This is a genomic window from Paenibacillus sp. FSL P4-0127 (assembly GCF_038007325.1).
In the GTDB taxonomy this organism is placed as follows: domain Bacteria; phylum Bacillota; class Bacilli; order Paenibacillales; family Paenibacillaceae; genus Fontibacillus; species Fontibacillus macerans.
In genome coordinates this window covers 2,891,508-2,917,306 of record NZ_JBBOWY010000001.1, presented here as the reverse complement: position 1 = coordinate 2,917,306, position 25,799 = coordinate 2,891,508, and the positions used below count along the sequence as shown (strand labels likewise).

Annotated in this window: 19 protein-coding genes, 2 pseudogenes and 3 riboswitches; of the genes and pseudogenes, 3 read left to right on the top strand and 18 right to left on the bottom strand. The window is 49.3% G+C overall.

Going from position 1 to position 25,799, the window contains the following annotated elements; genetic code table 11:
• Positions 1 to 460: 460 nt before the first annotated feature.
• Positions 461 to 1,324 (top strand): AraC family transcriptional regulator, encoded by an 864-nt coding sequence (locus tag NYE74_RS13105; RefSeq protein ID WP_341004849.1) that lies wholly within the window; start codon positions 461 to 463, stop codon positions 1,322 to 1,324.
• Positions 1,325 to 1,895: 571 nt separating this feature from the next.
• Here NYE74_RS13105 and NYE74_RS13100 read toward each other — a convergent pair.
• The 3 genes and pseudogenes from NYE74_RS13100 to NYE74_RS13090 form a co-directional block, all read right to left on the bottom strand.
• Positions 1,896 to 2,047, bottom strand: a pseudogene (locus tag NYE74_RS13100) (GntR family transcriptional regulator); the annotation flags it as partial.
• A gap of 44 nt (positions 2,048 to 2,091) precedes the next feature.
• Positions 2,092 to 2,318 (bottom strand): annotated as a pseudogene (locus NYE74_RS13095) (hypothetical protein); the annotation flags it as partial.
• Between the two features lie 170 nt (positions 2,319 to 2,488).
• A complete protein-coding gene (locus tag NYE74_RS13090; protein ID WP_036620979.1) occupies positions 2,489 to 3,310 on the bottom strand; it encodes a hypothetical protein in 822 nt (273 codons plus the stop codon).
• A gap of 301 nt (positions 3,311 to 3,611) precedes the next feature.
• Positions 3,612 to 3,704: riboswitch (cyclic di-GMP riboswitch) on the top strand.
• Between the two features lie 272 nt (positions 3,705 to 3,976).
• On the opposite strand from NYE74_RS13090, the gene NYE74_RS13085 reads away from it, so the two are divergent.
• Complete coding sequence (locus tag NYE74_RS13085) at positions 3,977 to 7,873, top strand: S-layer homology domain-containing protein (RefSeq protein WP_341004848.1); 3,897 nt, start codon at positions 3,977 to 3,979, stop codon at positions 7,871 to 7,873.
• Positions 7,874 to 7,926: 53 nt separating this feature from the next.
• Here NYE74_RS13085 and NYE74_RS13080 read toward each other — a convergent pair whose 3' ends face one another.
• A complete protein-coding gene (locus NYE74_RS13080) occupies positions 7,927 to 8,580 on the bottom strand; it encodes an anthrax toxin lethal factor-related metalloendopeptidase (protein ID WP_341004847.1) in 654 nt (217 codons plus the stop codon).
• A gap of 92 nt (positions 8,581 to 8,672) precedes the next feature.
• A riboswitch (cyclic di-GMP riboswitch) is annotated at positions 8,673 to 8,759 on the bottom strand.
• An 89-nt stretch (positions 8,760 to 8,848) separates the two neighbouring features.
• Positions 8,849 to 8,936, bottom strand: a riboswitch (cyclic di-GMP riboswitch).
• Positions 8,937 to 9,231: 295 nt separating this feature from the next.
• Here NYE74_RS13080 and NYE74_RS13075 point away from each other — a divergent pair.
• On the top strand, positions 9,232 to 12,588 hold the full coding sequence (locus NYE74_RS13075) for a discoidin domain-containing protein (protein WP_341004846.1): 3,357 nt from the start codon (positions 9,232 to 9,234) through the stop codon (positions 12,586 to 12,588).
• A gap of 68 nt (positions 12,589 to 12,656) precedes the next feature.
• Here NYE74_RS13075 and NYE74_RS13070 read toward each other — a convergent pair whose 3' ends face one another.
• The 14 genes from NYE74_RS13070 to NYE74_RS13005 all read right to left on the bottom strand — a co-directional run bounded on the left by NYE74_RS13070 (position 12,657) and on the right by NYE74_RS13005 (position 25,798).
• On the bottom strand, positions 12,657 to 14,093 hold the full coding sequence (locus tag NYE74_RS13070) for a glycosyl hydrolase family 18 protein (protein ID WP_036620968.1): 1,437 nt from the start codon (positions 14,091 to 14,093) through the stop codon (positions 12,657 to 12,659).
• Positions 14,094 to 14,143: 50 nt separating this feature from the next.
• The gene (locus tag NYE74_RS13065) at positions 14,144 to 15,535 is read right to left on the bottom strand and encodes a glycoside hydrolase family 64 protein (RefSeq protein WP_326044376.1); all 1,392 of its coding nucleotides are present in this window, start codon (positions 15,533 to 15,535) and stop codon (positions 14,144 to 14,146) included.
• A gap of 274 nt (positions 15,536 to 15,809) precedes the next feature.
• A complete protein-coding gene (locus NYE74_RS13060; protein WP_124332523.1) occupies positions 15,810 to 18,230 on the bottom strand; it encodes an Mbeg1-like protein in 2,421 nt (806 codons plus the stop codon).
• On the bottom strand, positions 18,230 to 18,958 hold the full coding sequence (locus tag NYE74_RS13055; RefSeq protein ID WP_036620965.1) for a hypothetical protein: 729 nt from the start codon (positions 18,956 to 18,958) through the stop codon (positions 18,230 to 18,232). The genes NYE74_RS13060 and NYE74_RS13055 overlap by 1 nt, the downstream gene beginning before the upstream one ends.
• A gap of 71 nt (positions 18,959 to 19,029) precedes the next feature.
• Positions 19,030 to 19,479 (bottom strand): hypothetical protein, encoded by a 450-nt coding sequence (locus tag NYE74_RS13050; RefSeq protein WP_341004845.1) that lies wholly within the window; start codon positions 19,477 to 19,479, stop codon positions 19,030 to 19,032.
• On the bottom strand, positions 19,476 to 19,757 hold the full coding sequence (locus NYE74_RS13045) for a hypothetical protein (RefSeq protein WP_341004844.1): 282 nt from the start codon (positions 19,755 to 19,757) through the stop codon (positions 19,476 to 19,478). The genes NYE74_RS13050 and NYE74_RS13045 overlap by 4 nt, the downstream gene beginning before the upstream one ends.
• An 11-nt stretch (positions 19,758 to 19,768) precedes the next feature.
• Positions 19,769 to 20,950: a hypothetical protein gene (locus NYE74_RS13040; RefSeq protein ID WP_036620961.1), complete on the bottom strand. Its 1,182-nt coding sequence runs from the start codon at positions 20,948 to 20,950 to the stop codon at positions 19,769 to 19,771.
• A gap of 23 nt (positions 20,951 to 20,973) precedes the next feature.
• Positions 20,974 to 21,270, bottom strand: a complete 297-nt coding sequence (locus NYE74_RS13035) for a WXG100 family type VII secretion target (protein WP_036620960.1) — start codon at positions 21,268 to 21,270, stop codon at positions 20,974 to 20,976.
• A 4-nt stretch (positions 21,271 to 21,274) separates the two neighbouring features.
• The gene (locus tag NYE74_RS13030; protein ID WP_036620958.1) at positions 21,275 to 21,478 is read right to left on the bottom strand and encodes a DUF2997 domain-containing protein; all 204 of its coding nucleotides are present in this window, start codon (positions 21,476 to 21,478) and stop codon (positions 21,275 to 21,277) included.
• Positions 21,479 to 21,490: 12 nt separating this feature from the next.
• Entirely contained in the window at positions 21,491 to 23,173 is a 1,683-nt protein-coding gene (locus tag NYE74_RS13025; protein ID WP_036620957.1) for an AAA family ATPase, read from the bottom strand.
• Positions 23,174 to 23,191: 18 nt separating this feature from the next.
• Positions 23,192 to 23,761 carry a hypothetical protein gene (locus NYE74_RS13020; RefSeq protein WP_051985338.1) on the bottom strand — a complete coding sequence of 190 codons (570 nt, stop codon included), beginning with the start codon at positions 23,759 to 23,761 and terminating at the stop codon, positions 23,192 to 23,194.
• 10 nt (positions 23,762 to 23,771) lie between these two features.
• A complete protein-coding gene (locus tag NYE74_RS13015; protein WP_341004843.1) occupies positions 23,772 to 24,230 on the bottom strand; it encodes a hypothetical protein in 459 nt (152 codons plus the stop codon).
• On the bottom strand, positions 24,227 to 24,859 hold the full coding sequence (locus NYE74_RS13010; RefSeq protein ID WP_036620952.1) for a 4Fe-4S single cluster domain-containing protein: 633 nt from the start codon (positions 24,857 to 24,859) through the stop codon (positions 24,227 to 24,229). Before NYE74_RS13010 ends, NYE74_RS13015 begins: the two co-directional genes overlap by 4 nt.
• 558 nt (positions 24,860 to 25,417) lie before the next feature.
• Positions 25,418 to 25,798, bottom strand: coding sequence for a hypothetical protein (locus NYE74_RS13005; protein ID WP_036620950.1), 381 nt, complete (start codon positions 25,796 to 25,798; stop codon positions 25,418 to 25,420).
• Position 25,799 lies beyond the last annotated feature (1 nt).

The following is a 25,799-nucleotide window of genomic DNA, read 5'->3' as shown; positions in this document are numbered from 1 at the left end:
CCCGTTCATCCGCCCCGGCGTAGCTTCCAAATAGCGCATCCATTGAAAATATACGGCCTGCCACAAGCGAGAATTTCACGTTCCGTACACTAGTGATCCTCTCAGCCCGTCGCTACCCCATCCTTCATTGGAAAAATCCAATAGATTGCCAGATATCCAACGACTTTTTGACCTCTCATTGGAAATATCCAATAGATTCCGCTCTAATCGTCTGTATTGCGCCATGCTGGGATTCATCTATTGGAAAAATCCAATCAAACTGCTGCATCCCCACTTCATTTCTGATTCCATTGGAGATTTCCAATCAGAACGCCCGGCCAGGCAGGCCGCGAAAACCTGAAACCGCCTCCCGATCATATCGGCTTGTTGAAATGTGAAGCCTACGGTCCAGCTTTTTTCCAACCTCACCCGCTTGGGATATAATAGGGATATCCATCCGATCGTGGGGAGGAACCCTAGCGTGCCAAAAATCGAAATTCCGCATCGCAAAAGCGACCGTTTCCGTTTCAAAAAAACGCCCGAGCTGCTGTTCGCCGGCCAAGTCGTCGATGAGCGACGATTTTACGCCCCGCCGCAGATCCATGATTTTTGCGAAATTATTTATATTGTGGAAGGTGCCGGAGAATTCCGGATCGCGGGCAAAACGTACGAGGTTCGCCCCGGGGACGTGGCCGTATACAACGCCGGCGTACCGCACGAAGAACGCTCGCTGAGCCCGGAACCGTTCAAATTGATTTACTGCGGCGTAAGTAACGTGCATATCGAAGGCGTCCCGCAAGGGCAGCTGCTTCCCGCGTACGTGGAGCCGGTCATTCCATGCGAAAAATACGCCTACAAGGTGGAAAGCTGCTTGTCGGAAATGCTGCAGGAGTGCGATTCGCAGGTACTGGGCTACGAAACGCTCAGCAACAACCTGCTGATGTCGCTCATTACGCTCTTATACCGGATCGTCGACGTCAAACATCCGTTTGACCCGCTCAAAGACAAAAACGAAATCACGGTCCGGACCAAGCAATTTATCGATAAAAACTACACCCGCAGCATCACGTTAAAAGAAATCGCCGACACGCTGTACGTCAGCCAGCATTATTTATCCCACCTGTTCAAAAAGGAACTGGGCGATTCGCCCGTCAACTACCTGATCACCCGCCGCATCGAAGAGGCCAAACGCCTGCTGTCGAATAGCGACGCGCCAATCCATGAAATCGCTTCCCGCGTCGGGTATGGGAATGACAAGTATTTTTCCATGCTGTTCAAAAAAGTGACCGGCCAATCGCCCAGCGCCTACCGGGACGCGAAAAAGCAAAAACGGGACGGGTGTTGAGCACCGGAAAAGTAAAAGCGCGATGAGCGTTCCGAGCGTTGAGCAGCGGAAGTGTGCGGTAAAACGCAGAATCGGAGTAGTCCACTAAACCGTAGCGACGGATTTGTCCGCTAAACCATCAAGTGGGGGCGCAGGATAAGCCGAAGAAAAGTTGTTCTCTTACGTTTGGCAGGGGATAGACGGGGATAAAGAAGAGACTAGAGCGGTATACGAACTGCTGCGAACTGCTACGAACTGCAAAAGTGCAGGCGATTTTCGTCGAAACTCCTCGAAACGGGGGGTTCAAATGCAAATGTGCAGTTCATATCCGGTCAGAAGAGACTTTTTTATCGAACGGCTGTAAATCAAATGCATTTTTGCATTTCGCTTGCTCGAAAATGGCGATTTGCGGAAAAATCAAATGCATTTTTGCATTTGGTCCCCTCCGTTCGCACGGTGCCAGCAAAAAAGCGCGAGCCGACAAAAGTAATGTCCCCCGGCTCTCCAGAAGCGGATTGGAACCCCTGCCAGGACAGCCTTTATTGGAATAAGTGAACGCCGTACACTGGCGCGCAGGCGTTTCTTATGCATCGTAAAACTCCTGAACGAGCTCCTGAATCGCCCCGCGGACAGTAATCTTGCTTACTGCAAACTCCTGCTCAAGCTGCTACTCGGAGGGGATTTCGTCCCCAGCAGGTAAACGCCGTGGAGAATCCGCTCCTTGATGATGTTTTTAATTTGCAAATATAACGGTCTATCTTTACGGGCAAACTCACGCCCCTGTTTCCCTACCTTTCCACATCCCCGGGGAGGATTGCTCTATCCCCCGGTGGATTTCCGCCTCCGCCGCCATCGGGGTGTCGCCCGGCACGGTATGCGCCAGCATCCCCGCTGCGGCCGAAAACCGGATGGTTTGCTCAGGGACGAAGCCCTCGTGGATGATCCTGCTGGCGAAGCCCTCCAGCTCGCCGTGGATGATCCCGCTGGCGAAAGCGTCTCCCGTCCCTATTCTATTTTTCCGTCCACGACGTCGATCTTTTCTCCGGTCCCCCGTTTAAGATGGCGGAGAACGAATCTTTCTTTCACTTTACTCGCCTCTTTTAGATAAACGTTATAATGTTTAATGGCGAATCGATATGTTCATTAGAAAGTGCGTCGTGAATATTCACGACGCACTTTCTATTTTTACTTTATTGTCAGTTCGTATAAATGTTTTTTTCCTTCATAAGTAAATTGAATTTCCCCGCTATCGAATTCGAAATCCCTAAGTATCTCTTTCTGACCGGTTTTGGTGTTATAGACAAATGCTTCATTGGTGTAACTCCCATCCGGATTGCCTGGCGTAGTGTAAACGCCCACGTACAAACCTTCCGAATTATCTACTGTATAATGATAAAATCTGCCTCCAGAGGCATGAAATTCTTCGATGACCTTGTTGCTGCTTGGATCATTAACATTCATTGCCCATAATTGTTGTCTTAGAGGCTGCGAACCACCACGAAAATCGGAAACGGTATGATATAAAATCGTATCGTTTACGGCAAATAAGTCATCAACTACGACATCGGCTTCGCCATCTTTAAGGGGTAGGGTTAGAAGTTTCGTCGATGTGTTGATATCCAGCGTATTATCTTTTGCATTACTTAGATATATACTAAAAGGCTCGGTAGGATAGTACTCTGGATAACTTTCCGTTTCAGGACGCTGCTCTAGCGTTGGCGCAGGAATCCAAACCATTCCTTTGGGTGTTTTAACGGCAAAGGTATATTTCTCCGCATTTTCGTCTTTTACTGCCACCTTATAAATCTCGCCATCGACATCAAGACTGATTGTTTTTTGAGATCCCTTACTATTATCAGTTGCAGGGCTGGTTTCATTTTTCGTTTGAGTAACTTCTGTTTTTGTTTTTTCCGTGGAAGCAGGCGCGCTTGTTATATTCCCGCAAGCCGATAGAATCACCGAACAAATCATGAAACCTATTACAAACTGGAGTGCCTTTTTGTTCAATACATTTGAGCTCCTTTAACCAAAATTTCATGCGCTTCTTTTATTGTATAACAATATTGCACTAATTCTGTGTCATTTCTGCTATTTAATGTTTGAAATTATTTAACAATTGGAAAAGAGGAGTACTTTTGTCTTTTTAAACGATAATATCCGAAAAAATATAGTATGGAAGCTCGGATCATCTATACTGTGACTTTTTTATCTATTACATTGTTGACAAGTGCTTTTTTTTGAAATATATTGAAATTGTTTGATAGGATATTAGTAATATTTTACTACATCCAGGTCTTTTTAACTATAATCGAATATTCGGCACACTAATCGAAAGATTAGGTCGCAAAGCCTTGGAGTCTAACAATTCGAAAAGCGAATTAATGACCGTCCGGCTGCATAACAATGAATACTATTGTTTATGCAGCCTTTTTTATTTTCCCCTCGTTCTCAACGGATTTTTCCGTGAGATATATAAAATACCCAAAGCAAGGAGGGTAGAAAATTAGTGCCTGAAAGGGAGGAATTCTATGAAAAAATGAGGAGGAACCAATGAAACGCGGGTTAAAAATAATATTGTCCTGGATTTGCATGTTTTCGCTTTTTGCCAGTCCCCTGTCCGTCTTCGGCGCAAGTTCGGGGGACCCCGTCTGGCCGAATCCCGGAGCCATTCAATTGAGCAAAACCGCCCAACCTACAGGGAGCCCTGGCGAGTGGGAAATTACGCTCAAGGCTGAAGGAAAAAACGTCCGGACCAGCTCGGACATCGTGCTGGTCATCGATAAGTCGGGGAGCATGGACCAGCGAAGTGGATGGTTTACACCATCGAAGATGGATAACGCTAAAGATGCCGCAAAGAAATTTGTGGATAATTTGCTGTTACCAAACTCTTCCACCCAAATCGCTGTGGTCTCATTTAATAAATCCTCTACCCTTATCTCAGGTTTTAAAGGTGCTGGCAATAAGAACGCTTTGAAAAATGCCATAGAAGGTATTGAACCGACCGGCGGAACGAATATCCAGGCGGGCTTGAAGAAAGCTAGCGACCTGTTGGCGAACAGTATCGCGCAAAACAAAATAATCGTGTTGTTAAGCGACGGTGAACCAACATTCAGCTTCAAGGGAACACATGCTGAAGGATTCAACTGGCCTAACAGCAGCAACAACTTTTCGATTACGAGTTTTGATTACGGAAAAACCCTTGGGACAGGTGCAGATTTTACTTTTAAAAACTATGATTGTAATATCTTTGGTTTTAACTGTAAAAACGACACCTACAACATCAACAATTATCAAGTCAAGGATAACGGCATCGGTACCATTTCCGAAGCAAAAATCGCCAAAGATGCAGGGCTCAAGATCTTTTCGGTAGGCTTGGAAGTTTCAAACAACAGCAACGCGATAAATGTGTTAAAAGACATTCAAAGCGAAGGCTACTTCCCTGCCAACAGCGATGAATTGAACACGATTTTCCGCGAAATGGCCGGAAAGATTTCCTATGCGGCTCAAAATGCCAAAGTCGTTGATCCGATGGGAGACATGTTCAATCTCAAGAAACAAGGCGCACAAGTCAGTCCTCAGGATTATTCCGCATCGCAAGGTACGGTAACTTGGAACGCTGCAACCGAGACATTTACTTGGGACGTCGGCAATATCGCCGAAGGTGAACCTGCTTCATTAACTTACAAAGTGGTCTTGGACCAATCCAAAAACCCCGTTTCTAATGTCCTCTATCCTACGAACGGCAAAACGACAATCGAATATACGAATGTTACGGGCGAGAAAGTTTCGAAGGATTTTGAGGTGCCGAAAGTAAGCATCGGCAACGGTTCCATCCTCATGAAGGGCTATAAAGTCAATGCGAGCGGCAAGCCTGTCAATGCCGAAGGCGTTGAAGTGGAAGGACCGGAATTCGCGGAATTGCTTTATAGCGAGTATTACAAGGATCAAAACGGGAATGAGGCTTTGCCGATCGGGGCTGCGGAATATTCCGTATCGGCCAAAAACATTGCCGGGTATCAGTTGAAGGTAGGAGAAAATCCTGTTAGCATCCGGCTTACCGCTACCAATCCGACACCGACAGTTTGGTTTGGTTATGAGGAAGCGGTTGAACGGACAGTTACCGTTCATTATTTGGAGCAGGGAACAGAAAAGGAACTCGCTCAATCAACTACGGTAAAAGGTGTCGCTGGGCAAAAAGTAACTCTAACGGCTGTCGAAATTCCGGGCTACACTCCGGAAAACAAAACTGCCGAGTACGTGGTTAAAGCCGAAGGCAGTAACGAGTACACCTTCTACTACGTCGCTAATAAGCAAAGCGTAGAAGTACAGTACCTCGAGCAAGGCACCAACAAGAAACTCGCTGACCCAACTACGGTTGAAGGCGTGACCGGGCAAACACTCGAGCTCAAAGCGATCGGCATCCCGGGCTACACCCCGGTGGAGCCAAGCTTCAACTATAAGCTTGGCGTGGAGAATGCTCCGCATATCTTCTACTACACACCGAGCGAACAAACCGTTACAGTGAAGTTCGTGGATAAGGAATTGGGGAATGAACTGATCGAACCTCGCACTGTGACGGGACACACCGGCAAAACCGTAACTCTCGAAGCAGCCGAAATTCCGGGCTACACTCCGGAAAACAAAACTGCCGAGTACGTGGTTAAAGCCGAAGGCAGTAACGAGTACACCTTCTACTACGTCGCCCATAAGCAAAGCGTAGAAGTGCAGTACCTCGAGCAAGGCACCAACAAGAAACTCGCTGACCCAACTACGGTTGAAGGCGTGACCGGGCAAACGCTCGAGCTCAAAGCGATCGGCATCCCGGGCTACACCCCGGTGGAGCCAAGCTTCAACTATGAGCTTGGCGTGGAGAATGCTCCGCATATCTTCTACTACACAGCCAATGCCACCGAACCGGATGACAGCAGGACTCTGACCGTCAGATACGTGGATCAACAGACAGGTAAAGACTTGCTCAATCCAACTGAGCGTTCGGGCAAAGTAGGCGAAAAAATTACCCTGACGGCCGAAAATTACACAGACACCGTTACGGGGGCGGTTTACAAACCGCACGCTTATGAAGTGCCGTACACCTTCACAGAAGATCAGGTGCAGCAATTCGTATTCAAGTATGCCCAAGGCAATACCGGTCAGGAGCGTATTGTAACGATCCACCATGTGGACCGAGAGACCGATGAAGAGCTTATCGAGCCAACGGCTTCCAAAGGTATCGCCGGAACGAATTTGGTCTTTTATCCTGAACCAATTTCAGTGACCGATGTCGTTTATTTCCCGGAACAAACCAAATACGACATTAAAATTACACTAGACGCTGGACAGGAATATACCATCTACTACGTTAAAGGCGAACCGGATGAACTGGCACAGGTCACCGTCTCTTATCGAGATCGAGAAACAGGTAACGAGTTGGCCGCACAGGAGATCTACAAAGGCCGCATTGGGGCCGGAATAGAGTTCTCCGCTAAACAGGTAGAAGGATATACTCCGGAAGTTGCAAACCACACGCATACTTGGACCGACGATCCGAATCAGACTTATGTCTTCTATTACACGAAAAACGCACCGGCGGATCGGCAATTGACCGTCAAGTATTTGGAAAACGGCACAAACCGGCAATTGGCGAGTCAGACCACAGTATCCGGCAAACCGGGAGAGACGAAAACGCTGACGGCCGTATCGGTATCCGGGTACAATCCAGTGAAAGCGACCGCTTCCTACACGTTTAGTGATCAGGAAGGCCAAGAGTACGCGTTCTACTACACTAAAAAATCGTCGGATTCATCCGGCTCCAGCGGATCGGATAATTCGGGAAGTTCAAACCCGAATCCAAGCCCAAGCACACCGGAAGTAGATCCGCTTCCGCCGTTGCCGCCGCTGCCTGCCGTTCCGCCAAAACTGGAAACGGAAAATCATTACGACTACATTAACGGGTATCCGGACGGCACGGTTAAGCCGTTGAACAATATTACCCGTGAAGAAGTCGCGGCGATTTTCTACCGATTGCTCGATGATGAAAGCCGCTCCGCCTACCTGAAAACCGGAAATTCCTTCTCTGACGTTGGAAATACGCGCTGGTCCAATAAACATATTTCGACGATGGAGAATGCCGGAATTATTACGGGATATCCGGACGGCATCTTTAAGCCGGGGCAATATATTACCCGAGCCGAATTTGCGGCGATCGCTTCCCGCTTCGACAAGCTGGACGAACGGCAAAACGATACGTTCACGGACATTACGGGGCACTGGGCGGAAAAATATATCGCCTCCGCAGCCAACAAAGGCTGGATCAAAGGCTACACGGACGGAACCTTCAAACCGGACCAATACATTACCCGGGCTGAAGCCGCCAAATTCATCAACAGCGTACTGAACAGAAAAGTCGATAAGGACGGAATTCATAAGGATACGAAACAGTGGCCGGACAATATCTCCAGCATGTGGTACTACTACGATATTCTTGAAGCCACAAATCATCATGAATACTCCAGAAGCGAATCCGGAGTCGAGGTTTGGAGTGAAATAAAAGCTAGCCGCGTCTATCCTTAAAGCAAGCAGGCTCCCTTTCGGTGAACCAACCGGAAGGGGGCCTTTTATGTTTACTATTTCCAGTTTGCGTACAGCTTGTCCAAAAACTCATAAGTCAAAGGCATATGCTCTTTCAGATGTTTCTTCGTTTCCTCGCTGTAAAAATACAAAGTTGACGTTTCCGCAAAATACTCGTTCGAATACGCCGAGAGATAACCGTCACCGCTGTAATCGTTGTTGGCTTCCTTTTTCCAAATTTCAGTAAATTCGAGCGAAGAGCTGATGTTATTCAGCACAACCCGGTCAATCGCATGGAAAGTTTCATGAAGCTCCAGGTTTTGTCCGTTATGGCCCTTCCCCTTGTTGCTGTACCCGATTCTTACGATCACCACGTTCATGCTGACGCCCGGCACATCGTCCCAGGTCAGCCCGGTCTTCTCCCAGCCTCTCGGAGTAATGCCCTTGTACTGGGCGAGCTCCGGTTCATCCGTAATTTTGCCGTTGACCAGTTTGATTTTGACGCCGTTGTCCTTTAAGCCTTCCAGAAGAGAAGCCGGAATTTCGGAGAGCCGGCTTATCATTTTGCCTGCGTCGCTTTTGTTGAAGTCGTCCTTGGGGAGCACGACGATATCATTCACCAAACTTTGGCTATCATCCGCATAAGCCGGAATTGCCGCTAGATTCGTAGCAAAAATAAATGCAAACGCCAAATAAACGATTCGTTTCATCCCGTGTTCCTCCCAAAAGCGCACCGAATACGATGCGTATTCAACCGAATCAGGAAGAAACGAAATACCGCGTATTTGCGTTTGGCTTCCATATCGGCAACTGGCTGGCGTTACGGATTTCCGTGGTAGCCCCTATAGCTTTGCGTCCCCATCTTTCGATGGATTTGCCTTTATCAATATGAAATGTCGTCTAAAGCCAACAAAAAAGACCTTCTTACCGAAATAAGAAGGTCCTGTAGTGCAACGCTTAAAAAACGCTGGCCTCTTGATCGGTAACTGGCTGGTATAGCGAACATGCCGCCTTAACCCCTATAGTTTTGCGTCTCCACCTTTCGATGGATTTGCCTTTATCAATCGCTAAACTATTTAACTTTCATAAAATCTACCAATCTAGTTTTAGAATAAGTCCGATAGACTAGATAGTCAAGGGTTCTTTGAAAAAAATGTCGAGAACGTCCGGTTAGAAAAATTACCGTTTTTTCGTAAAATTACACATCATTTCCGTAGAGGAACTACTTTCCTTTAGTAGAATTAACGATTATGATAACTTACATTAAGTGCTACTATTTTATAATTATAGAAAAGGAGTGAATATATCGTATATTTTAACGGTCTGAAATTGTTGAATTCTAAGAAAATGGGAGGCTGCTGATGAAAAAATATTGGGTATGGTTAAGTATCGTGGCATTGTTGGTAGGGGCCGCTCTGCTCCCCCTCGGTTCATCTGCGGTTCAGGCCGCCGAAGGGGCGAATCTGGCACTGGGAAAAGCCAATGCGGCAAGCGGACATAACGACGTTTATGTTGCTGCAAATGCTTTCGATAATGATCAGAACACCTATTGGGAGAGTACGAACAATGCGTTCCCGCAATGGATTCAAACCGATCTGGGCAGCAAAACGAGCATCGACCGGGTTGTTTTGAAGCTGCCGGCGGGCTGGGAGCCGCGCACGCAGACGTTATCGGTTCAGGGAAGCGATGACGGCGCAAGCTTCTCGTCTATCGTCGATTCCGCCAAGTATACGTTTGATCCGGCGGCCGCCAATACGGTGGAGATTGATTTCGCAGCCGTGACCACCCGTTACGTCCGAATCCATGTGACGGCCAATACCGGCTGGCCGGCGGCGCAATTTTCCGAAGTGGAGGTATACGGGAGCGAGAACGGGGGCGGCGATCCCGATCCTGGTGAAGAGCCCGGCGACGGGACGAATCTGGCGGCCGGCAAACCGATTGAGGCCTCCTCTGCCACCTTTAATTATGTGGCCGCCAATGCCAATGATGACAACATAAACACGTATTGGGAAGGAAACGGCCATCCAAGCACATTAACCGTAGACTTGGGAGCCAACGCCAACCTTTCCTCGGTAGTGATCAAACTGAATCCGTCGAGCATATGGGGAACGCGCGCGCAAACGATCCAGGTGCTGGGCCGCGAGCAAGGCTCCCCGACCTTCACGAACCTGGTTTCCGAGGCCAAGTACACCTTTAACCCGGCTACGAAAAACACTGTTAAGATTCCCGTCAGCGGAACGGCGAGCAGCGTACAGCTGCGCTTCACCGCAAACTCCGGAGCCCCTGGCGGACAGGTCGCCGAGTTTCAGGTTTTCGGCGTTCCGGCGGCCAATCCGGATTTGACCGTGACCGATTTGTCCTGGACTCCGAGCAATCCGCGGGAAACGGATGCCGTCACTTTGACCGCAACCGTGAAAAATATCGGCACAGGTCCCTCCCCGGCGACGGATGTCGGCTTCTACCTGAACGGAACGCTGGCCGGCACTTCCCCTGTCAAAGCGCTGGACGCCGGCGCGGTGGCGAAGGTATCGCTGATTGCCGGCGCGAAAACCGCCGCTTCTTATTCGGTCAGCGCCAAGGCCGACCCGCGCAATTCGGTGATTGAGCTGGATGAGACGAACAACGAGTATACGAATCCAACGGCGCTCGTCATTACGCCCGTCGCCAGCTCCGACCTGGTCGGCACGGTCTCCTGGACGCCGAGCACCCCGGCTTCCGGAAATGCGGTATCATTTCACGTGAATCTGAAAAATCAAGGCACTATCGCTACGGCCGATGGCGCTCATGAAGTCACGCTGACGCTTAAAAATGCCGCAGGCGCCACGCTGCAAACGCTAAATGGAGCTTATCAAGGCATTTTGGCGGCCGGCGCGGACGCTGATATCGCGATTCCGGGAACGTGGACGGCAGCGGACGGAAACTACACGATCCAGCTCACCGTGGCCCCGGACAAGAATGAAACCGCGGGGAAACGGGAAAACAACACCAGTTCGGCCAGCCTGGCCGTGTACGCTCAGCGCGGGGCAAGCATGCCGTATTTCCGCTACGACACCGATGAGGCGGTCCGCGGCGGCGGCGCCGTACTGAAGAGCGCTCCGACCTTCGATCAGGCGCTTACCGCGTCCGAGGCTTCCGGTCAAAAATACGTCGCGCTGCCTTCAAGCGGCTCCTATCTGGAATGGAAGGTTAAACCGGGGCAAGGCGGGGACGGCGTGACGATGCGCTTCACGATGCCCGATTCCTCCGACGGCATGGGGCAAAGCGGCTCGCTTGACGTTTACGTCAATGGCGCCAAGGTGAAGGCCGTACCGTTAACCTCCTACTACAGCTGGCAATACTTCTCGAGCGATCAGCCGGGCGATACGCCCGGTGTGGGACGCCCGCTTTTCCGTTTTGACGAAGTGCACTGGAAGCTGGATACGCCGCTTAAGCCGGGCGATACGATCCGCATTCAGAAAGGCAACGACAACATTGAATACGGAGTAGACTTCATCGAAGTTGAGCAGGTTCCCGATCCTATCGCCCGTCCGGCCAATGCGGTTTCCGTCACCGATTACGGCGCTGTGGCGAATGATGGCAAGGATGATCTCAACGCTTTTAAAGCAGCCGTAAATGCGGCGGTGGCGGAAGGCAAAACCCTGTATATTCCGAAGGGCACCTTCCACCTCGGCGGCATGTGGGAAATCGGCTCGGCAAGCAAGATGATCGATGATCTCAAGGTCATGGGCGCGGGGATTTGGCATACGAACCTGCAGTTCACCAATCCCGATCGGGCGTCCGGCGGCATCTCGCTCCGCATTTCGGGCCAGCTTGACTTCAGCAATGTATACATGAACTCGAATTTGCGGTCGCGGTACAACCAAGAAGCCGTTTATAAAGGGTTCATGGACAATTTCGGCACCAACTCGAAGATCCACAACGTGTGGGTGGAGCATTTTGAATGCGGATTTTGGGTCGGGGACTACGCCCATACGCCGGCGATGATCGCAACGGGGCTGGTCATCGAAAACAGCCGCATCCGCAACAACCTTGCCGATGGGGTCAATTTCGCCCAGGGCACCAGCCATTCGACGGTACGCAACAGCAGCCTGCGCAATAACGGCGACGACGCGTTGGCAATCTGGACTAGTAACGTAAACGGCGCTCCCGCCGGTGTAAATAATACGTTCTCGCACAATACGATCGAAAACAACTGGCGCGCCGGGGGCATCGGCATTTTTGGCGGCAGCGGACACAAGGCTACCCATAACCTGATCATCGACGCCGTCGGCGGTTCCGGCATCCGCATGAACACCGTGTTCCCGGGCTATCATTTCCAAAACAACACCGGCATTGAGTTCTCGGATACCACGATCATCAACAGCGGGACTAGCAAAGACCTATATAACGGGGAACGCGGGGCGATCGATCTGGAAGCCTCGAACGACGCTATCCGGAACGTCACGTTTAACAACATCGACATTATCAACAGTCAACGTGACGCCATTCAGCTCGGGTACCCCGGCGGCTTCCAAAACATCGTGTTCAACAACGTTACGATCGACGGCACCGGCTTGGACGGGGTAACCACCTCGCGCTTCTCGGGACCGCATCCGGGAGCGGCGATCTTTGCCTACACCAACAACGGTTCCGCCACATTCAACAACCTGGTTACCCGCAAGATTGCCCATCCTGATCTGTATTACATTCAGAACGGGTTTAAATTGGAGATCAATTAAGGGTTCCGTACAAAAAAAAGCACGCGAGCAGCAAGGGATTAGTCCCTTGCTGCTCGCGTTTTTAATGACTATTTATTATAGGCTCTTACGGTATCGCCGATGGCCTGCAGCAAACTTTTGCTGGTATCGGTGGTGTCCTGGGTCAGCTCCCAGGCCATAATGCCGCCAAGCTGCTCCAGGGCAAATTGGGTCTTCTTCTTAATGGTCGGAATTCCATTATAGTAAGCTTCCATCCCGTTGATCATAGAAACGTCTGTATTATAGGCTTTGGGGTTGGCTTGCAAAATAGCGGCATAGGAAGCCCACGAAGGTCTGCCGTAGAAAGGAACGCCCAAAACGACTTTTTCCGCGGGCATTTTTCTCGTTTCCTTCCAATACTTTCCGCTAAGCACGGCAAATTCATAGGTGGAATGTCTGATGCCGTCGCCCCCGTCATAAGCCATGACATTAAACCAGTCCACCGCATTGATAACCTTGTCGGTGTGAGCCGCCGCATCCCAGTATACTACGCCTTCCGGAGTCACGCCGCTGAGGACGGCGGAAGTGAGAAGCATATTTTGTTTTTTAAGCTCCTTGCTTAAGTACACCATCAAATCTTCATACTGCTGCTTGCTTGAACCGTCCGTTCGCGGGTGCTCCCAGTCCATATCCACGCCGTCAAAGCCGTATTGCTTGGCCATCGCGACGATGGCGTCGCCGAACTTTTTAATCTTCTCCGGCGTATTGGTCGCCGCCATGAAGGTGTTCTCCAGCGGGGTTCCGTTGTAAGACCAGCCGCCTATCGCAAGCAAAACCTTCACATCGTTGGCATGAGCCGTCTCAATAATTTGGCTGGCGGCACCGGCATTCTCCAGCGGCAGAAGCCCGCCTTCACTGGTCGGAATAGCAAACGCATAATTGATATGCGTCAGGTTATGGTATTGAATCGTATTGATCTTGCCGGGTTCCCAACTCGGGTAGTACCCCACAACTTTAAAGCCGCCTGGAAGAGGCGGATCCGTCGGGTCGGTTGGGTTGGTAGGATCGGTCGGATCGGTTGGATCCGTGGGGTCCGTCGGATCGGGATTGCCCCCGATCAGTTCCCAAACGTCCGAGGCGCCGGGGGTCTCCCCTTGCGTCCACCATTTGGCTTTGTACAGTTGACCGTTGTAAGAAACGATATTTCCGCCAACATAGGCCGTACTGCTGTTCCATGCCGGATAGGTGCCATCCGATGGGGTAATCAGCTCCCACACCTCCGATGCACCGGGGGTGTCGCCTTGAGTCCACCATTTGGCCTTGTAATCCTGACCGTTATAGGAGACGATGTCTCCGGCGAGATAAACTTTGCCGCTGTCCCATGCCGGATAGGCACTGGCCAGCAAAACCCGGCCGCTATCGGCCGCGGCCGCAGCTTGATCGGCTGCCGCTTGGGATACCTGCGCGTTAAACCCTAGTGGAGTGAAAAGTGAAATCAATAATGCCAACACGACTAAAAAAGAGAATTTCTTCTTATGATTCCTCATATGTTCAGTCCTTCCTCTTATCAATCTACTAAATTAAAATAGGCCGCCGTCTACCAGCCTACTCTAACGATCACACCTTTGGGATCGCTGACTTCCAGGTAAGCGGCTTGCCCGTTTACGTCATCGTAGGCAAAGCCGTAGGCCAGCCCGTCGATGCTGTGATCATGCCAAAATTTTGCATAATAGTTGGCCGGTGCAGCCTTATAATATTGGCTGACATCGTTCCAATCGGAAGCCGTAAATACATGCCGGTTGAGCGCCGCGCAAACTTGAGGATCGCTGGCGCCGCCGATGCCGAGCAGGATGTCGCGGGTGGAGATGCTAGAGTAGCCGGCAAAATAGTTTTCATAGGCTCCACCGGGCTTAAACGGCCCGATCATAGGGCTGACGATCCGGTAGGGCGCCTGCAAGGTTCCCAGCGATTTGAACTCGGCAGGCACTTCATTCCGATATTTTGCAAACAGGCCGGAACGGGTTTCCGCTTCAAACTCGCCTACGGTCCGGTCGTAATTTCCCGCCTTGTTGACCAAGCGGTGCTGAATCGGGAAGCCGAACTGATCGACCCTTGTTGTGTTCCCGTGATATCCGGCATCATCCACCGTAAATTCGGCGAAGTCAAAATAGACATCGAGGTTGGGATCGGTAGGATTGTTGAGATCCGGACCGGCGAAGCCGTCGTCAAAGGTTCTAATATACAAAGGAGAACCTACGCTAAGGAACAATCTGCCTGAAGTGATCTTGGGAAGATTAACCCAGGAAGCGCTGCTGACCTTGTGATAGATGTTGGCATAATTGGCGCCATTTTTCGTTAAGTGGCCTGGGGCATCGTTTAAAGCGGTGGAAATGGGCACGAGCTGTCCGGACAAATTCAAGTAACTCCATTGGCCGTTGGCCGGATTTTTGCCGATAACTCCCCAATAAATTTGATCGTCGGCATAGGCCCCGCCGGTGCCGTTCATGACTTTGAGGCTAACCCCGCCGCCTGTAGGATTGGGAATCGAAGAAGCCGGGATCGAGTAGATCGAGTCGCCTGTTGGGTCCGTTGGGTCCGTTGGGTCCGTTGGGTTCGTTGGGTCCGTTTGCCCCGCGCCTCGATAGGTGAAGGTCGTTGTGTCATAAGCCGGAGTGCCGTTATTATAAGTGAAGAAATATTCAATCACGGCTCCGGCGGCCGAATCGACGAATTGCTCGTATCTTCCGGCTCCGGCGTTGTAAGTCATTCTGAGATTTTGCTGAACGCCCGAATTCACCTTATAATGGACATCCACCCACGTCGTATCGACCTTTGACTTGAACCATAAAGTCACGTTGTTGCCGGATACGTCAACACCCCGAGTAAAATCCTCCGCTGCCGAGACGTTCATAGAAGAGGTATTCATAGTAAAGGATAAAAGAAAAGCGATGAACAAAACGGAGCTGCACTGAAGCCATTTTTTTGTCATAGTATTCCTCCTTTCTCATTTGCGAACGTAAAGCAATCTTTGATGAATTCGCTATCTCCTCCCTTTCCGTCAAACTATCGTATAATCGCCTGGCAAACTATCAAGTTATTTTTTATTATGTAAAATGCAGGCAATTCTACGATTATAATTTGCCTTATGCACTATATTTTGTCAATGATTTTAGTTATATATTTTTGAATATTCATATAGTCAAAAAAAGCTTAGCCCTCCTTGGTTCCCCAGGGTGCTAAGCCTTCTTGCAAATTGCTTTAGATTACGTCAGATTCCCCATATTACTCTTCAACATTCGTTCGATCCTCACGTATTGATCCCGCGCCATGGCGAGGGAACGGATTTTCCGCTGCATTTCGGCAGCGACTTGATTGCGGCGGTTCCTTACATCGTCGATCGCCCTTTGCAGCTGGCGAACTTGACTCTGCACGTTAGACTCGCTATAAGCGCGCGAGACGTTCGACGCGATCCGTTCCGCATCGTTGACGATTCGGCTGGTTGTGGAAACAACATCGTCGTCCGTTCTTTTAAATTTGGTCTGCAGGTCGGTAAGCCGATTTACGCTGACCATGAGAAGCCCGCCGGAAATTTTGGACAATCCCTTTACGACTTTGCCCGTAAATCCCTTGATTCTCTTAATGGTCTGTTTCCCCAAATCCGTCACTTTGTCCCTGGCCATGCTTACCGCCGAATTCACGTTGTCTTTAAATTCATCAACTTCCTGACGGATCAAATTTGTCGCTTTGCTGAAAAGCGTAGTGATATTGCCGACGAGGTTATCCCAGCCTTGTTTCAGGCCTTCCATCATCCGTTTATAGGCGGCAACCATTTTATCGCAGAAGCTTTTAACCGCCCGGCTCAACGTTTGGGCAAAACGCGCCATCGCCTCGGCAACCCGAACGGCGGTTTCTTTGATGTTCCCGGCCAAATTTGCCATGCCGGTTTTGACGCTCTCCCAACCCGCCTTCAGTTTATCCGCCATCGCCGTAAAGGCGGCGCTGACTTTGGCGCCGATCTCAATCGCCGTCTTCCGGGCCTGATCCAATTTGGTAACGAGCCAATTCCCGATCTCCTTCGCTTTGGTTACCGACGCGTCAATAAATTTACGGAAGCCTTCCCGGGTCATTTCGGCTACATGCTTTATCCCGTCTTTCAGTTCGCCCACTTTATTGGAAATGCTCTCTTTCACGTCCCCGAACCAGCTTTTTACCTTATCGACGGAACTGTTCCAGGCATTTTTGGCGGCTTCGATCGCCTTCCTGGTGCCTTCGGCAATCCAGTTGCAGAAATTTTGGACTCCCTGAGAGAATTTGTCCATAAACCGGTTTAACTTCTGCATTACGGCTTCCCCGGCTTGTCTGAGATCCGCGAAAAAGTTATTAATACCTTGGACCATAGCGCCCCAACCATTTTTAATTTGCTGGGCAAAAGTCAAGAACGCAGCACCGATATGCTCCCCAAACTCCTTGAATTTTTTGGATGCAGCATCCATCGTATCATTAAGCCAATCTCCAAATTGCTTGACCTTTGCAACCACATAATCTTTTAAGTCATTCAAATTTTTCCAAACTGAATGCAGCAAGTCATCAATAAAAATGTATGGAAAAACAGCTGTGCCGAGAGCTGCGGCAACGAGTTCGGCAAAATTTCCGTATTTGTCCGATACTTTGGAAAGAGCAAAATCATCCAAGTGACTTAAAGCTATAACTGCGCTAATAATCGATTGCGTTAAACTTTCCTTGGGCGTTCCCTCCTGACCGCTCTCCTTTAATGCCAGCAAACCGTCGAGCACATAACTGCGGAACGGTTCTTGCATAGTTGTACTGGCATAAATCGTAAAATCATTTAAAAATTTCGAAACTGCTCCTTGTTCCGTTTCATCATTTAACTCGCCTTTTTCATTCAAAACAATGTTTGGCTTATGGTAGTAAAATATGTCGAGTGGATTGTCGGGATCGCTCGTTTGAATGTACTTAATCGTCCCGGCAACCGGAATAAGCAAGCTGTTTACAGGATCATCACTAGCAGAAATTGAAGTAATCTTATGCTTATTTGCTTCTATTAAATCTTTGTATTTCTCAATAAAATCTTTGGAAAACCCTTGGCCATCCAAGGATACGACTCGTTTCACCTTATCTGAAAGAATCCCTACATACTGGGCCTTATTGCCTCCCTTGGAGTGGCCGGTTACCGTGATGTTGTTATAGGGCAATTGTTCAATATATGCCAAAGCGCGCTGCTGCATCTCGGTATCGGTTAAATATCCGCCCGTACCGTTGTCATGCCACTCGGCGTCTCCTGAGGTGCCGCGGAAGACGACAACAGCTTCGTCTGTCTCCAAATCAACAAAGGTTGCCATGCGTGCCCCCACTTCCAGTGGAGTCTGCTTATGCTGAACGATCTTTCCGTTTTCGTCATAAACAAAGCCGGGGTCCCCATGCAAGACAGTTAACCCCTTTAGCTGTGGATCCCGTTCAATATTTTTAAGAATGCCAATCCATTCATCTCTGGACATCGAGCCGGGATATTTTCCCGTCCTTGGATCCTTGCTTAAAGATAATTTGTTATTATTCAGCAAATCATCAACAATTTCGCCTACTGTTTTGTCCCTGCTATTTGCAACACCTTTTAAATAAATTAGGTTATCGAGGAGTATTAATTGGCTTTCGCTTAATTCCGCCATTAGTTCCCCTCCCCATATTTTTTAACTTCAAGATCATGCGTCACTTTAATAATTTGACGGGGCCGAGGAAAAAGTTCCTTTCGTTCCGCCGATGTTGCATCTAATACGTCAAGTCCTATGGAATCAAACTTATCGTTAAATACGACATACAAACGGACGGATCCAACCATTTTATGTTCTTTCATTTTCTCCGCTATTCTCCTGATTCCTTCTTCATCGCTAATCCCTTTGGTTGAATCTTCGTTGACAAAGATGACGGTATCCGAAAAAAACAACTCATCGGGAGCATAAATCTCTTCTATTTTCGTGTTCTTATTCAGACGATCCGCCATAACCCCTTCCTCAAAACCAGTGAACAGCTTAAAATCCTTGTAAATTTCACTCACGAAACCGGATAGGACCTCTTCATATTTTGGCTTGATATAGATTCCAAAATATCCGTCACTCATCCCGTAAGAGCCATCTTCTGTACGTGAACCCCATACTTCAAACCTATCTTCTTTTGTACCATTTTTAGGGTAAGCCCACAGTGTATCGTAACTATAGGCAAAACCGCTGGATTCAAAAGAAAGGGGTGAGAATTCTTCCCCGTATTTTTCTTCAAGATAAGCCAACATCTTATCCTTGATCGCGTCCGGATCCTGCTTCTTACTCATACATCCGCTCACTCCTAAAGTAATGATCATTCCTGCCAACATAACCAGCAAAATTCGTACCCATTGACTCATCCGTTTCCCCCTTACCATTCAAAGCCGAATTCGGAAAGGAGCATTGATTGGCTTTCTCTTAATTCCGCCATTTAGCTCCCCTCCCCATATATTTTCACTTCAAGCTCTTGAGTCACTTTAATGATTTCGTAATCTCTTAAAAATAACTCTTTCTCTTCGCTCGGTGTTGCATTCAAAGCATTCAGATCAACTGAATCGAATTTCTCATTATAAACAGCATATATACGAATATTGCCTACCATTTTATGTTCCTTCATTTTTTCAGCGATTTTTCTTATCCCTTGTTTATCATCAATCCCCTTGGCAGAATCCTCTTTTACAAAAATCACCGTATTTGAACCGAACAGTTTGTCCTTCAAATATATATCCTCTATCTTCGTGTCTTTATTCAGTTCGTCCGACCAAACCCCTTCATTAAAGCCAGTGAACAACTTGAAATCTTTGTATATCTCACTCACAAAACCGGACAAAATTTCTTCATATTTCGGCTTAATATATATCCCAAAATATCCGTCACTCATCTCGTACGAACCGTCCTCCATACGTGCCCCCCAGACTTCAAATCTGTCGGATTCGGTCCCTTTTTGGGGTAAGCCCACAAAGTATTATGGCTGTAGGCAAAACCGCTGGATTCAAAAGAAAGGGGTAAAAATTCCTCCCCGTATTTTTCTTCAAAATAAGCCAACATTTTTTCCTTGATTGCGCCCGGCTCCTGCTTACCTTTACACCCGCTCACTTCTAAAGTAATGATTATTCCTGCCAGCACAACCAGCAAAATGCGTACCGCCCGCTGACTCATCCGTCTTACCCTTACCATTCAAAGCCGAAATCGGGAACCTGGAAGGAGGCTTCCAGCCGGCGGGCGATCGCTTGATCGAGGCAAGCCTTCACCCGCTCCAATTCCTGATCCAGCAAGTCATAGATTTGCGTCCGGAAACTGTCAATCGGGGTATTCATATCGAACGTTTCCTGCTCCAGCGTAAACAAAGCGACTCCCATCAGCACCGTCTGGACGCTTTCAAAGATGCGCATCACGAAATCCGTTGCCTTCATCGCATATTTTTCCGCCTTTTCCGATACTAAGGTTTCATAGTTTTCATCAGGCAGTTTATCCAGTTCGGCTGCCAGCTGATCGCGGCCCGTTTCCAATTGTCCGGCGGCATATCGCACTGCTGCGTCAATGGCGTGAAGAAGCTTCTCTTTATTCAGTTCACCGACCTTCATGAAAACGGAGTAAACGCCCAGATCCGCGAGAATCACCGCTTCCTCTTCTTCTGATCCGGGAAAAAAGATCTTCCATACCTCGGGTTCCACGGTCCCGGCCGTATTATAGAACCAGCTCACAAACCGGGAAAATTCGCTTTGTGCCGATACAACCGCCTTCCCGCTTTCTTCAAAAACCAGCTTTCTATACAAAAAGGCTTCGTCCGCTTCGCCAAGGTCTTCCGCTTGTTTCACAAAAACGACCTTCCCGGTATGGTCCCCTACCGGATCATCCTCGCCCACAAAGTTGACGGCCTTCCCCGGAAGCTCTTCCATGGTCGGCGCGCCAAAAACGACGGCTTCCGCACCCAGCGCTTCCGCGAGCAGCGCGGCATGCCAGCCCCCTGGCCCAAGGCCGGTAAACACATGCTTTCCCCCGGGTACCAGCATTTCCCGAAGTTTATATATCGCTTCGTCCAACGGGAACGAATATGTATCGTAATCCTCCGATGCCCGTGGTTCCGAGACGGCGATTGCGCCTTGACGATGCGTTTGATCCGCAAAAAGAAACCATTCCGAGCCGCGCTCGCCCCCTCGTCCAAGCAGTTCCCAATCCGCTAAATGGGCGGACTTCAGCATGGCCTCGGCCAAATCTCCCTGCCCCCGGCCCGCAAGGGAAGGCTGCAGGCCGCGAACGATTTCCATCACGCTGCCGGAATGCTGCGAAGTCAGCAGCCCGGTGCCCGTCAATTCACATAACCATAGGTAATGTTGTTCATTCAATATCATTCAATCGCACTCCGTATCTCGGATTATCTCTTAAACGCTTTTTTGGCCGCCTCGGCCCTGCGCCGGTCATCGGCGATCTGGACTTCTCGGGCCAGCCGTTCCAGCCCCGACTCTATATCGCGGATCTCCGCACACAACCGGTTGATTTCATTCCTGGTTTTTCCTGTATAATCCTCCTTGAACGCAGTCCCGGCCTTGCCTTTCCACCAGGAAGACGTCTCCTGCACATGGGAGCCCAGCTGTTTCTCGGTCTTTCTCAAGTCCGCTTCTCCTTGGGCCGTTCTTCTCGCGGCCGAACGGATTTCACTCGTTGAATACACCGCTTTATTCCTCCCGCCTTAACGTTTCGCGTATCTTTAACCCATCCGTTTCGTAAAACTCCGGCTTCAAAGTGGTCTCCACCACTTCGGCATCCAGCAGTTCTTCAAGCAGCCCGATCACATCCTTACATTTCTCTCCTGTGATGCCCAGCGTCTCCGCTTCGATCCGGCCATCGGGACATATCCGGATTTGTATTTTTTCATCCATCATGTTTCCCCCTTAAAAATCAACCGTTCTCCCGCCGCGTTTGAAACGGACGTCATCAAACTCGCCCGTGCCCGCCAGAATTCCCCCGTAGGGGTTGGCGAGGCCTTCATTCGCGTACTCTTCCCGGTCCTCTCTCGGAGTTGCCGCCACCGCCCGAACGTTCGCCCAATCCCGGATCCCGCGAATTTGTTCGGCCAACGTCACCGAAAGCGGCACGGTGTTGGCGATGGCCCGTTCAAAAAACTCCAGGCGAACCGCCGAACTTTCCGCATACGCCTCAAATAAAGCATCGATCACCAACTGCTCGATCTCGGCGCCGACGAAACCTTCGCATTTGGAGGACAAATGCTCCAGAATTTCATCCGTCAGCTCAAACTCGCCGGAAACTTCCGGGTCCGTCAACCGTTTTGATATATGGACCTTCAAAATATCCTTTCTTTCCCGCTTGGTCGGCAGGTCCACAAAGAAAATTTCGTCAAACCTTCCTTTGCGCATCAATTCGGCGGGCAGCGCGGAAATGTTGTTCGCCGTCGCAATCACAAACACGGGGCTTGTTTTCTCCTGCATCCAGGTCAGAAACTGCCCGAACACCCGAGCCGAAGTGCCGCTGTCAGCGCCCCCGGAGTATCCGCTAAAGCCTTTTTCGATTTCATCGATCCACAGAATCGACGGGGAAATCGCCTCCGCCGTTTTGATCGCTTTGCGCATATTCTCCTCGCTGCTTCCGACGATTCCCCTGAAAATTTTGCCCATGTCCAGCCGCAGCAGCGGCAGCTGCCACATCGAGCTGATCGATTTGCTGATCAAGCTTTTGCCGCAGCCCGGAACGCCGGTAATCAGCACCCCTTTAGGAGACGGCAGCCCGTATTTGCGGGCCGAATCCAGCCAGGATTTGTTGCGTTTGGACAGCCAGCGCTTCAAGTTTTCCAGCCCGCCGACATCCGCCATTTTCAAATCGCTGCGTACAAACTCCAAGATTTCGGTTTTCTTGATGATTTGTTCTTTTTCTTGCAGGACGACTTCGACATCGTGGACATTCAGCTTTCCGTCCTCAACCATGGCCCGGGCAAAGGCGTTTTCCGCCTCCGAAAGCGTCAGGCCAAGCGCCGCCTTGGCTAAACGCTCCTTGCCTTCATCATCCAGATCGATCTGAATCCGCCCGCTCTGCTCATTGATTTGAATCATTTCCTCAAGCACGGCCTTGATCTCTTCAAAGGAAGGCAGCTCGAAATCGACGATCGTGACGTCCTTTTGCAAATCGTCCGGAAGCATCAAAAACGGAGACGTAAAAATAACGTTGATCGGATGCTCGCTTTGCTTGATATTGGTCAGCATATCCCTGAGCTTGCGGATGAGCTGATAATCCGGCGCCCGCCATTCCCCGCCAAAAAACACATGAAAATCCTGCAGCACAAAAATGCACGGTTTATCGTATTTTTCGATGAATTCCAGCGCCTTCAGGGGCGGTTTCGTATCCCCCTTCGCTTGGCCTTTCCCGTCGATGATGCCGGTCGTTACCCGCCACATCATCACTTCCCGCGGCGTTTTGATAAGTTCGGCGTCCTGGGCGACCTCGCGAATCAAGGATAAAATCCGGTTCTCCTCCCAGGTCTGAATGTAAAGGTACGGAAAGCGCGCCCGGAACAAATTGGCCAGATGTTTTTTCGTTTTATTGGTTGGGTTCGCGGTAGTCACATTTTCAACCCCATCTCATTAGTAATCGATCCGGCGTCCGCTGCCGGTTTGGTTCAGGTTTGTTGCGGGCGTATCTGCTGCGGGTGCATCTGTTGCGGGCGTATCCGTCTTTTCGCGATGTTCGGCCTTGTGCTCCTCGTTCCACGCACGTTCCGGCTGATCCGCTTCCGTCTTCTTTTTCGGCGCCGGAGGCTTAAACTGGGTCGTACTCCCCGCCGCTTGGAACTTCGCTTCCGCCTCTTGTCTCATTTGGGTGATTTTTTGCTGGCTCCTTACTTTCTCATTAGCCTTATACACATCCAACTGAATCAGAAAAACCGGCCTTACGTTAAAAGCATGTATAATGCTCGCAACCCACACGGACAACGCGATAGCCGCACCGATCCCAATAGCCGTCGTAGAAAAAGCGACGATTGTGCCCGCCAAATAAACAATTCCCCAGATTTTCCAGCGCCAAAGCTTTACCCGGAGCCCTATGTACAAAAAAGCGATAAAACTTGTCATCGCGAACGGAACCAAAGTCAGAAGAATCCACCAGCTGTTGGCGATTTCCCAGGCTTTCCCGCGCTCGGTATACGTTCTAAACATGCCTGTCTCCTTATCTATTCAATATGTACGTCAGTTGGATCGAACGATCTCTAAGCCGCTCCTCCTGTTCCAGGATCAATCCCTGGCTTCTCGCCTTCTCCACCAGATTCTGATAGACCTTTTGCTGAAGGAGCCGGGTATAAGATTGCTCCACGCTGGCAATCCACTCTTCATAAGCGCCCTGGTCCGCCGTTTCGGGCAGAATCAGCGTGTAGCAGCCCGTTTCATTGATCGTAAAAATAACCTCGTTCGTAACGGTGGAAGCAAACTTCACGGCCTCTACCCCCTCCGCGGTACGGAACGAACAATCCCAATCCTCGAGCGCTTGCTTCAGCAAAGCTTCATCCTTCATGCGCGTTTCCAGGATCAAAAGGTTGTTCTCTCGGTTCTCCAGTTTCCGGGAGATCCCTTCGGCAATTTCCTTGGTTAATGCAATGGCAACGGGGATCAGCACAATTTCCAAACTCATTCCTTAACCTCCTTACGTTCGTAACCCAGCCCCAGCAAAAGCTCCAAATTCTCCAATTGAGCCATGCCATTAGCGGTGATGGTGCCATCGGCATGCAGCCGTATTTCTATTTTATTCGCGATGTTCGGTAAACGGGCCTCCAGTTCTTTATACCGATCCGTGAGAAAACGGTACTGCTGGTTTCGCGAACCGATCCAGGGGCGGCTTAAATCATGTTGGCTTTGGATATACGGGCCATCGATCAGCAGGTCGGTTTCCTTCAGCAATTGCTGCCAACCACGATGGCCGGATCTGCGGATGGTGTCATAGTCATAACCCGAGAAAGTGACGACCGACAGGTTCATCTCCTTGACCTTCCTGGCCAACACGCTAAGCTCATACGCCTGGCTAAACGGCTCGCCCCCCAGGAAAGTTACACCTTCCAGTTCAGGAGAGGCATTTCGGACAATCTGTATATCTGAAACGATCTCGTCGATTTCGCGGATCTTCCCGCCGTCCATCTCCCACGTATGCGGATTAAAACATCCCTCGCAGCGAATCGGACAACCCTGCACCCAGATCGCATAACGCAGCCCGGGCCCTTCGACTTTTGTTTTTTCCACGATTCTTGATATGCGAAGCGCAGTCATCCTATGCACCAACCTTAACCTTAGGAAAATTCAGGAAATAAAATTGCGGTAGTTTGGATTAATTTTACTATAAATCCAATGTTAAAAATATATACCCTTCCTACTTGATACATCCTTGGAGTTAGGTATAAAGACTTGGGAGGATAGGCTTGGATGGGTTTATGTGACGGCGGATGGTAGTCAGACGAAGCAAACGTAAAAGGCTTATTCCGAAGGGGGAGTAAGCCTGAATGTTTGGATACTAATGGGGCCGTGGCAAATGTTTGCTCTAGCGGCGATTTCTAACGGTTGCGGACGCGCTTATTTGGCGTAAAAACGGGCGGTTTGATTTCTAACGGTTGTAGTGGCGCTTATTTCGCATAAAAATAGCCCCGCAGCCTAAAAAATGCAAAATAAGCTCTCCTGCAACCGTTACGATTTATTTGACCTTGATTTTGCCGAAATAGCGGCGGTCGCAACCGTTAGAAAGATGATGCTACTGATGTTAATGTGACAACAAAACCTTTTACACCTTGACTCATAAGAAATGAGCTTAATGGTTTACATGGGTTATGAGCGTTATTGAATTATTATCTGTTTTACAGCCGTTAACTCTTTTCTAGAGTATCTCCCATCCTCAAGCGGTACGTAAACCATAACAGAAACTCTAACTTCATATTCCCCTGACAGTAACTCCGATTCATCATGGTCGGCCACATCTATAATCATATATTTTGGAGTATGTTCCGATATTGTAAAAGTATATTTAGGAAGACTTAACGTTGAGACTATAAATGAACCGAAAGCTTCTTTTCCATTCTTATATAACATGATTTCTTTCATGTCAATTTTGTCAGAAATATCTTCTTGTTTATCAGATGTTATCTTTAATACTATAGGGATTGATTTGTTCAATGCTCTGTATTCGAATCCTTCTAGTAAATGTATTACTAAATCCATA

Excerpts from the sequence above, each read along its gene's own strand:
- NYE74_RS13060 (WP_124332523.1), bottom strand. The coding sequence starts at position 18,230 with ATGGCGGAATTAAGCGAAAGCCAATTAATACTCCTCGATAACCTAATT.
- NYE74_RS13070 (WP_036620968.1), bottom strand. The coding sequence starts at position 14,093 with ATGAGGAATCATAAGAAGAAATTCTCTTTTTTAGTCGTGTTGGCATTA.
- NYE74_RS13005 (WP_036620950.1), bottom strand. The coding sequence starts at position 25,798 with ATGGATTTAGTAATACATTTACTAGAAGGATTCGAATACAGAGCATTG.
- NYE74_RS13075 (WP_341004846.1), top strand. The coding sequence starts at position 9,232 with ATGAAAAAATATTGGGTATGGTTAAGTATCGTGGCATTGTTGGTAGGG.
- NYE74_RS13065 (WP_326044376.1), bottom strand. The coding sequence starts at position 15,535 with ATGACAAAAAAATGGCTTCAGTGCAGCTCCGTTTTGTTCATCGCTTTT.
- NYE74_RS13045 (WP_341004844.1), bottom strand. The coding sequence starts at position 19,757 with ATGAGTCAGCGGGCGGTACGCATTTTGCTGGTTGTGCTGGCAGGAATA.
- NYE74_RS13080 (WP_341004847.1), bottom strand. The coding sequence starts at position 8,580 with ATGAAACGAATCGTTTATTTGGCGTTTGCATTTATTTTTGCTACGAAT.
- NYE74_RS13050 (WP_341004845.1), bottom strand. The coding sequence starts at position 19,479 with ATGAGTGACGGATATTTTGGGATATATATTAAGCCGAAATATGAAGAA.
- NYE74_RS13040 (WP_036620961.1), bottom strand. The coding sequence starts at position 20,950 with ATGATATTGAATGAACAACATTACCTATGGTTATGTGAATTGACGGGC.
- NYE74_RS13030 (WP_036620958.1), bottom strand. The coding sequence starts at position 21,478 with ATGGATGAAAAAATACAAATCCGGATATGTCCCGATGGCCGGATCGAA.
- NYE74_RS13055 (WP_036620965.1), bottom strand. The coding sequence starts at position 18,958 with ATGAGTCAATGGGTACGAATTTTGCTGGTTATGTTGGCAGGAATGATC.
- NYE74_RS13015 (WP_341004843.1), bottom strand. The coding sequence starts at position 24,230 with ATGAGTTTGGAAATTGTGCTGATCCCCGTTGCCATTGCATTAACCAAG.
- NYE74_RS13010 (WP_036620952.1), bottom strand. The coding sequence starts at position 24,859 with ATGACTGCGCTTCGCATATCAAGAATCGTGGAAAAAACAAAAGTCGAA.
- NYE74_RS13020 (WP_051985338.1), bottom strand. The coding sequence starts at position 23,761 with ATGTTTAGAACGTATACCGAGCGCGGGAAAGCCTGGGAAATCGCCAAC.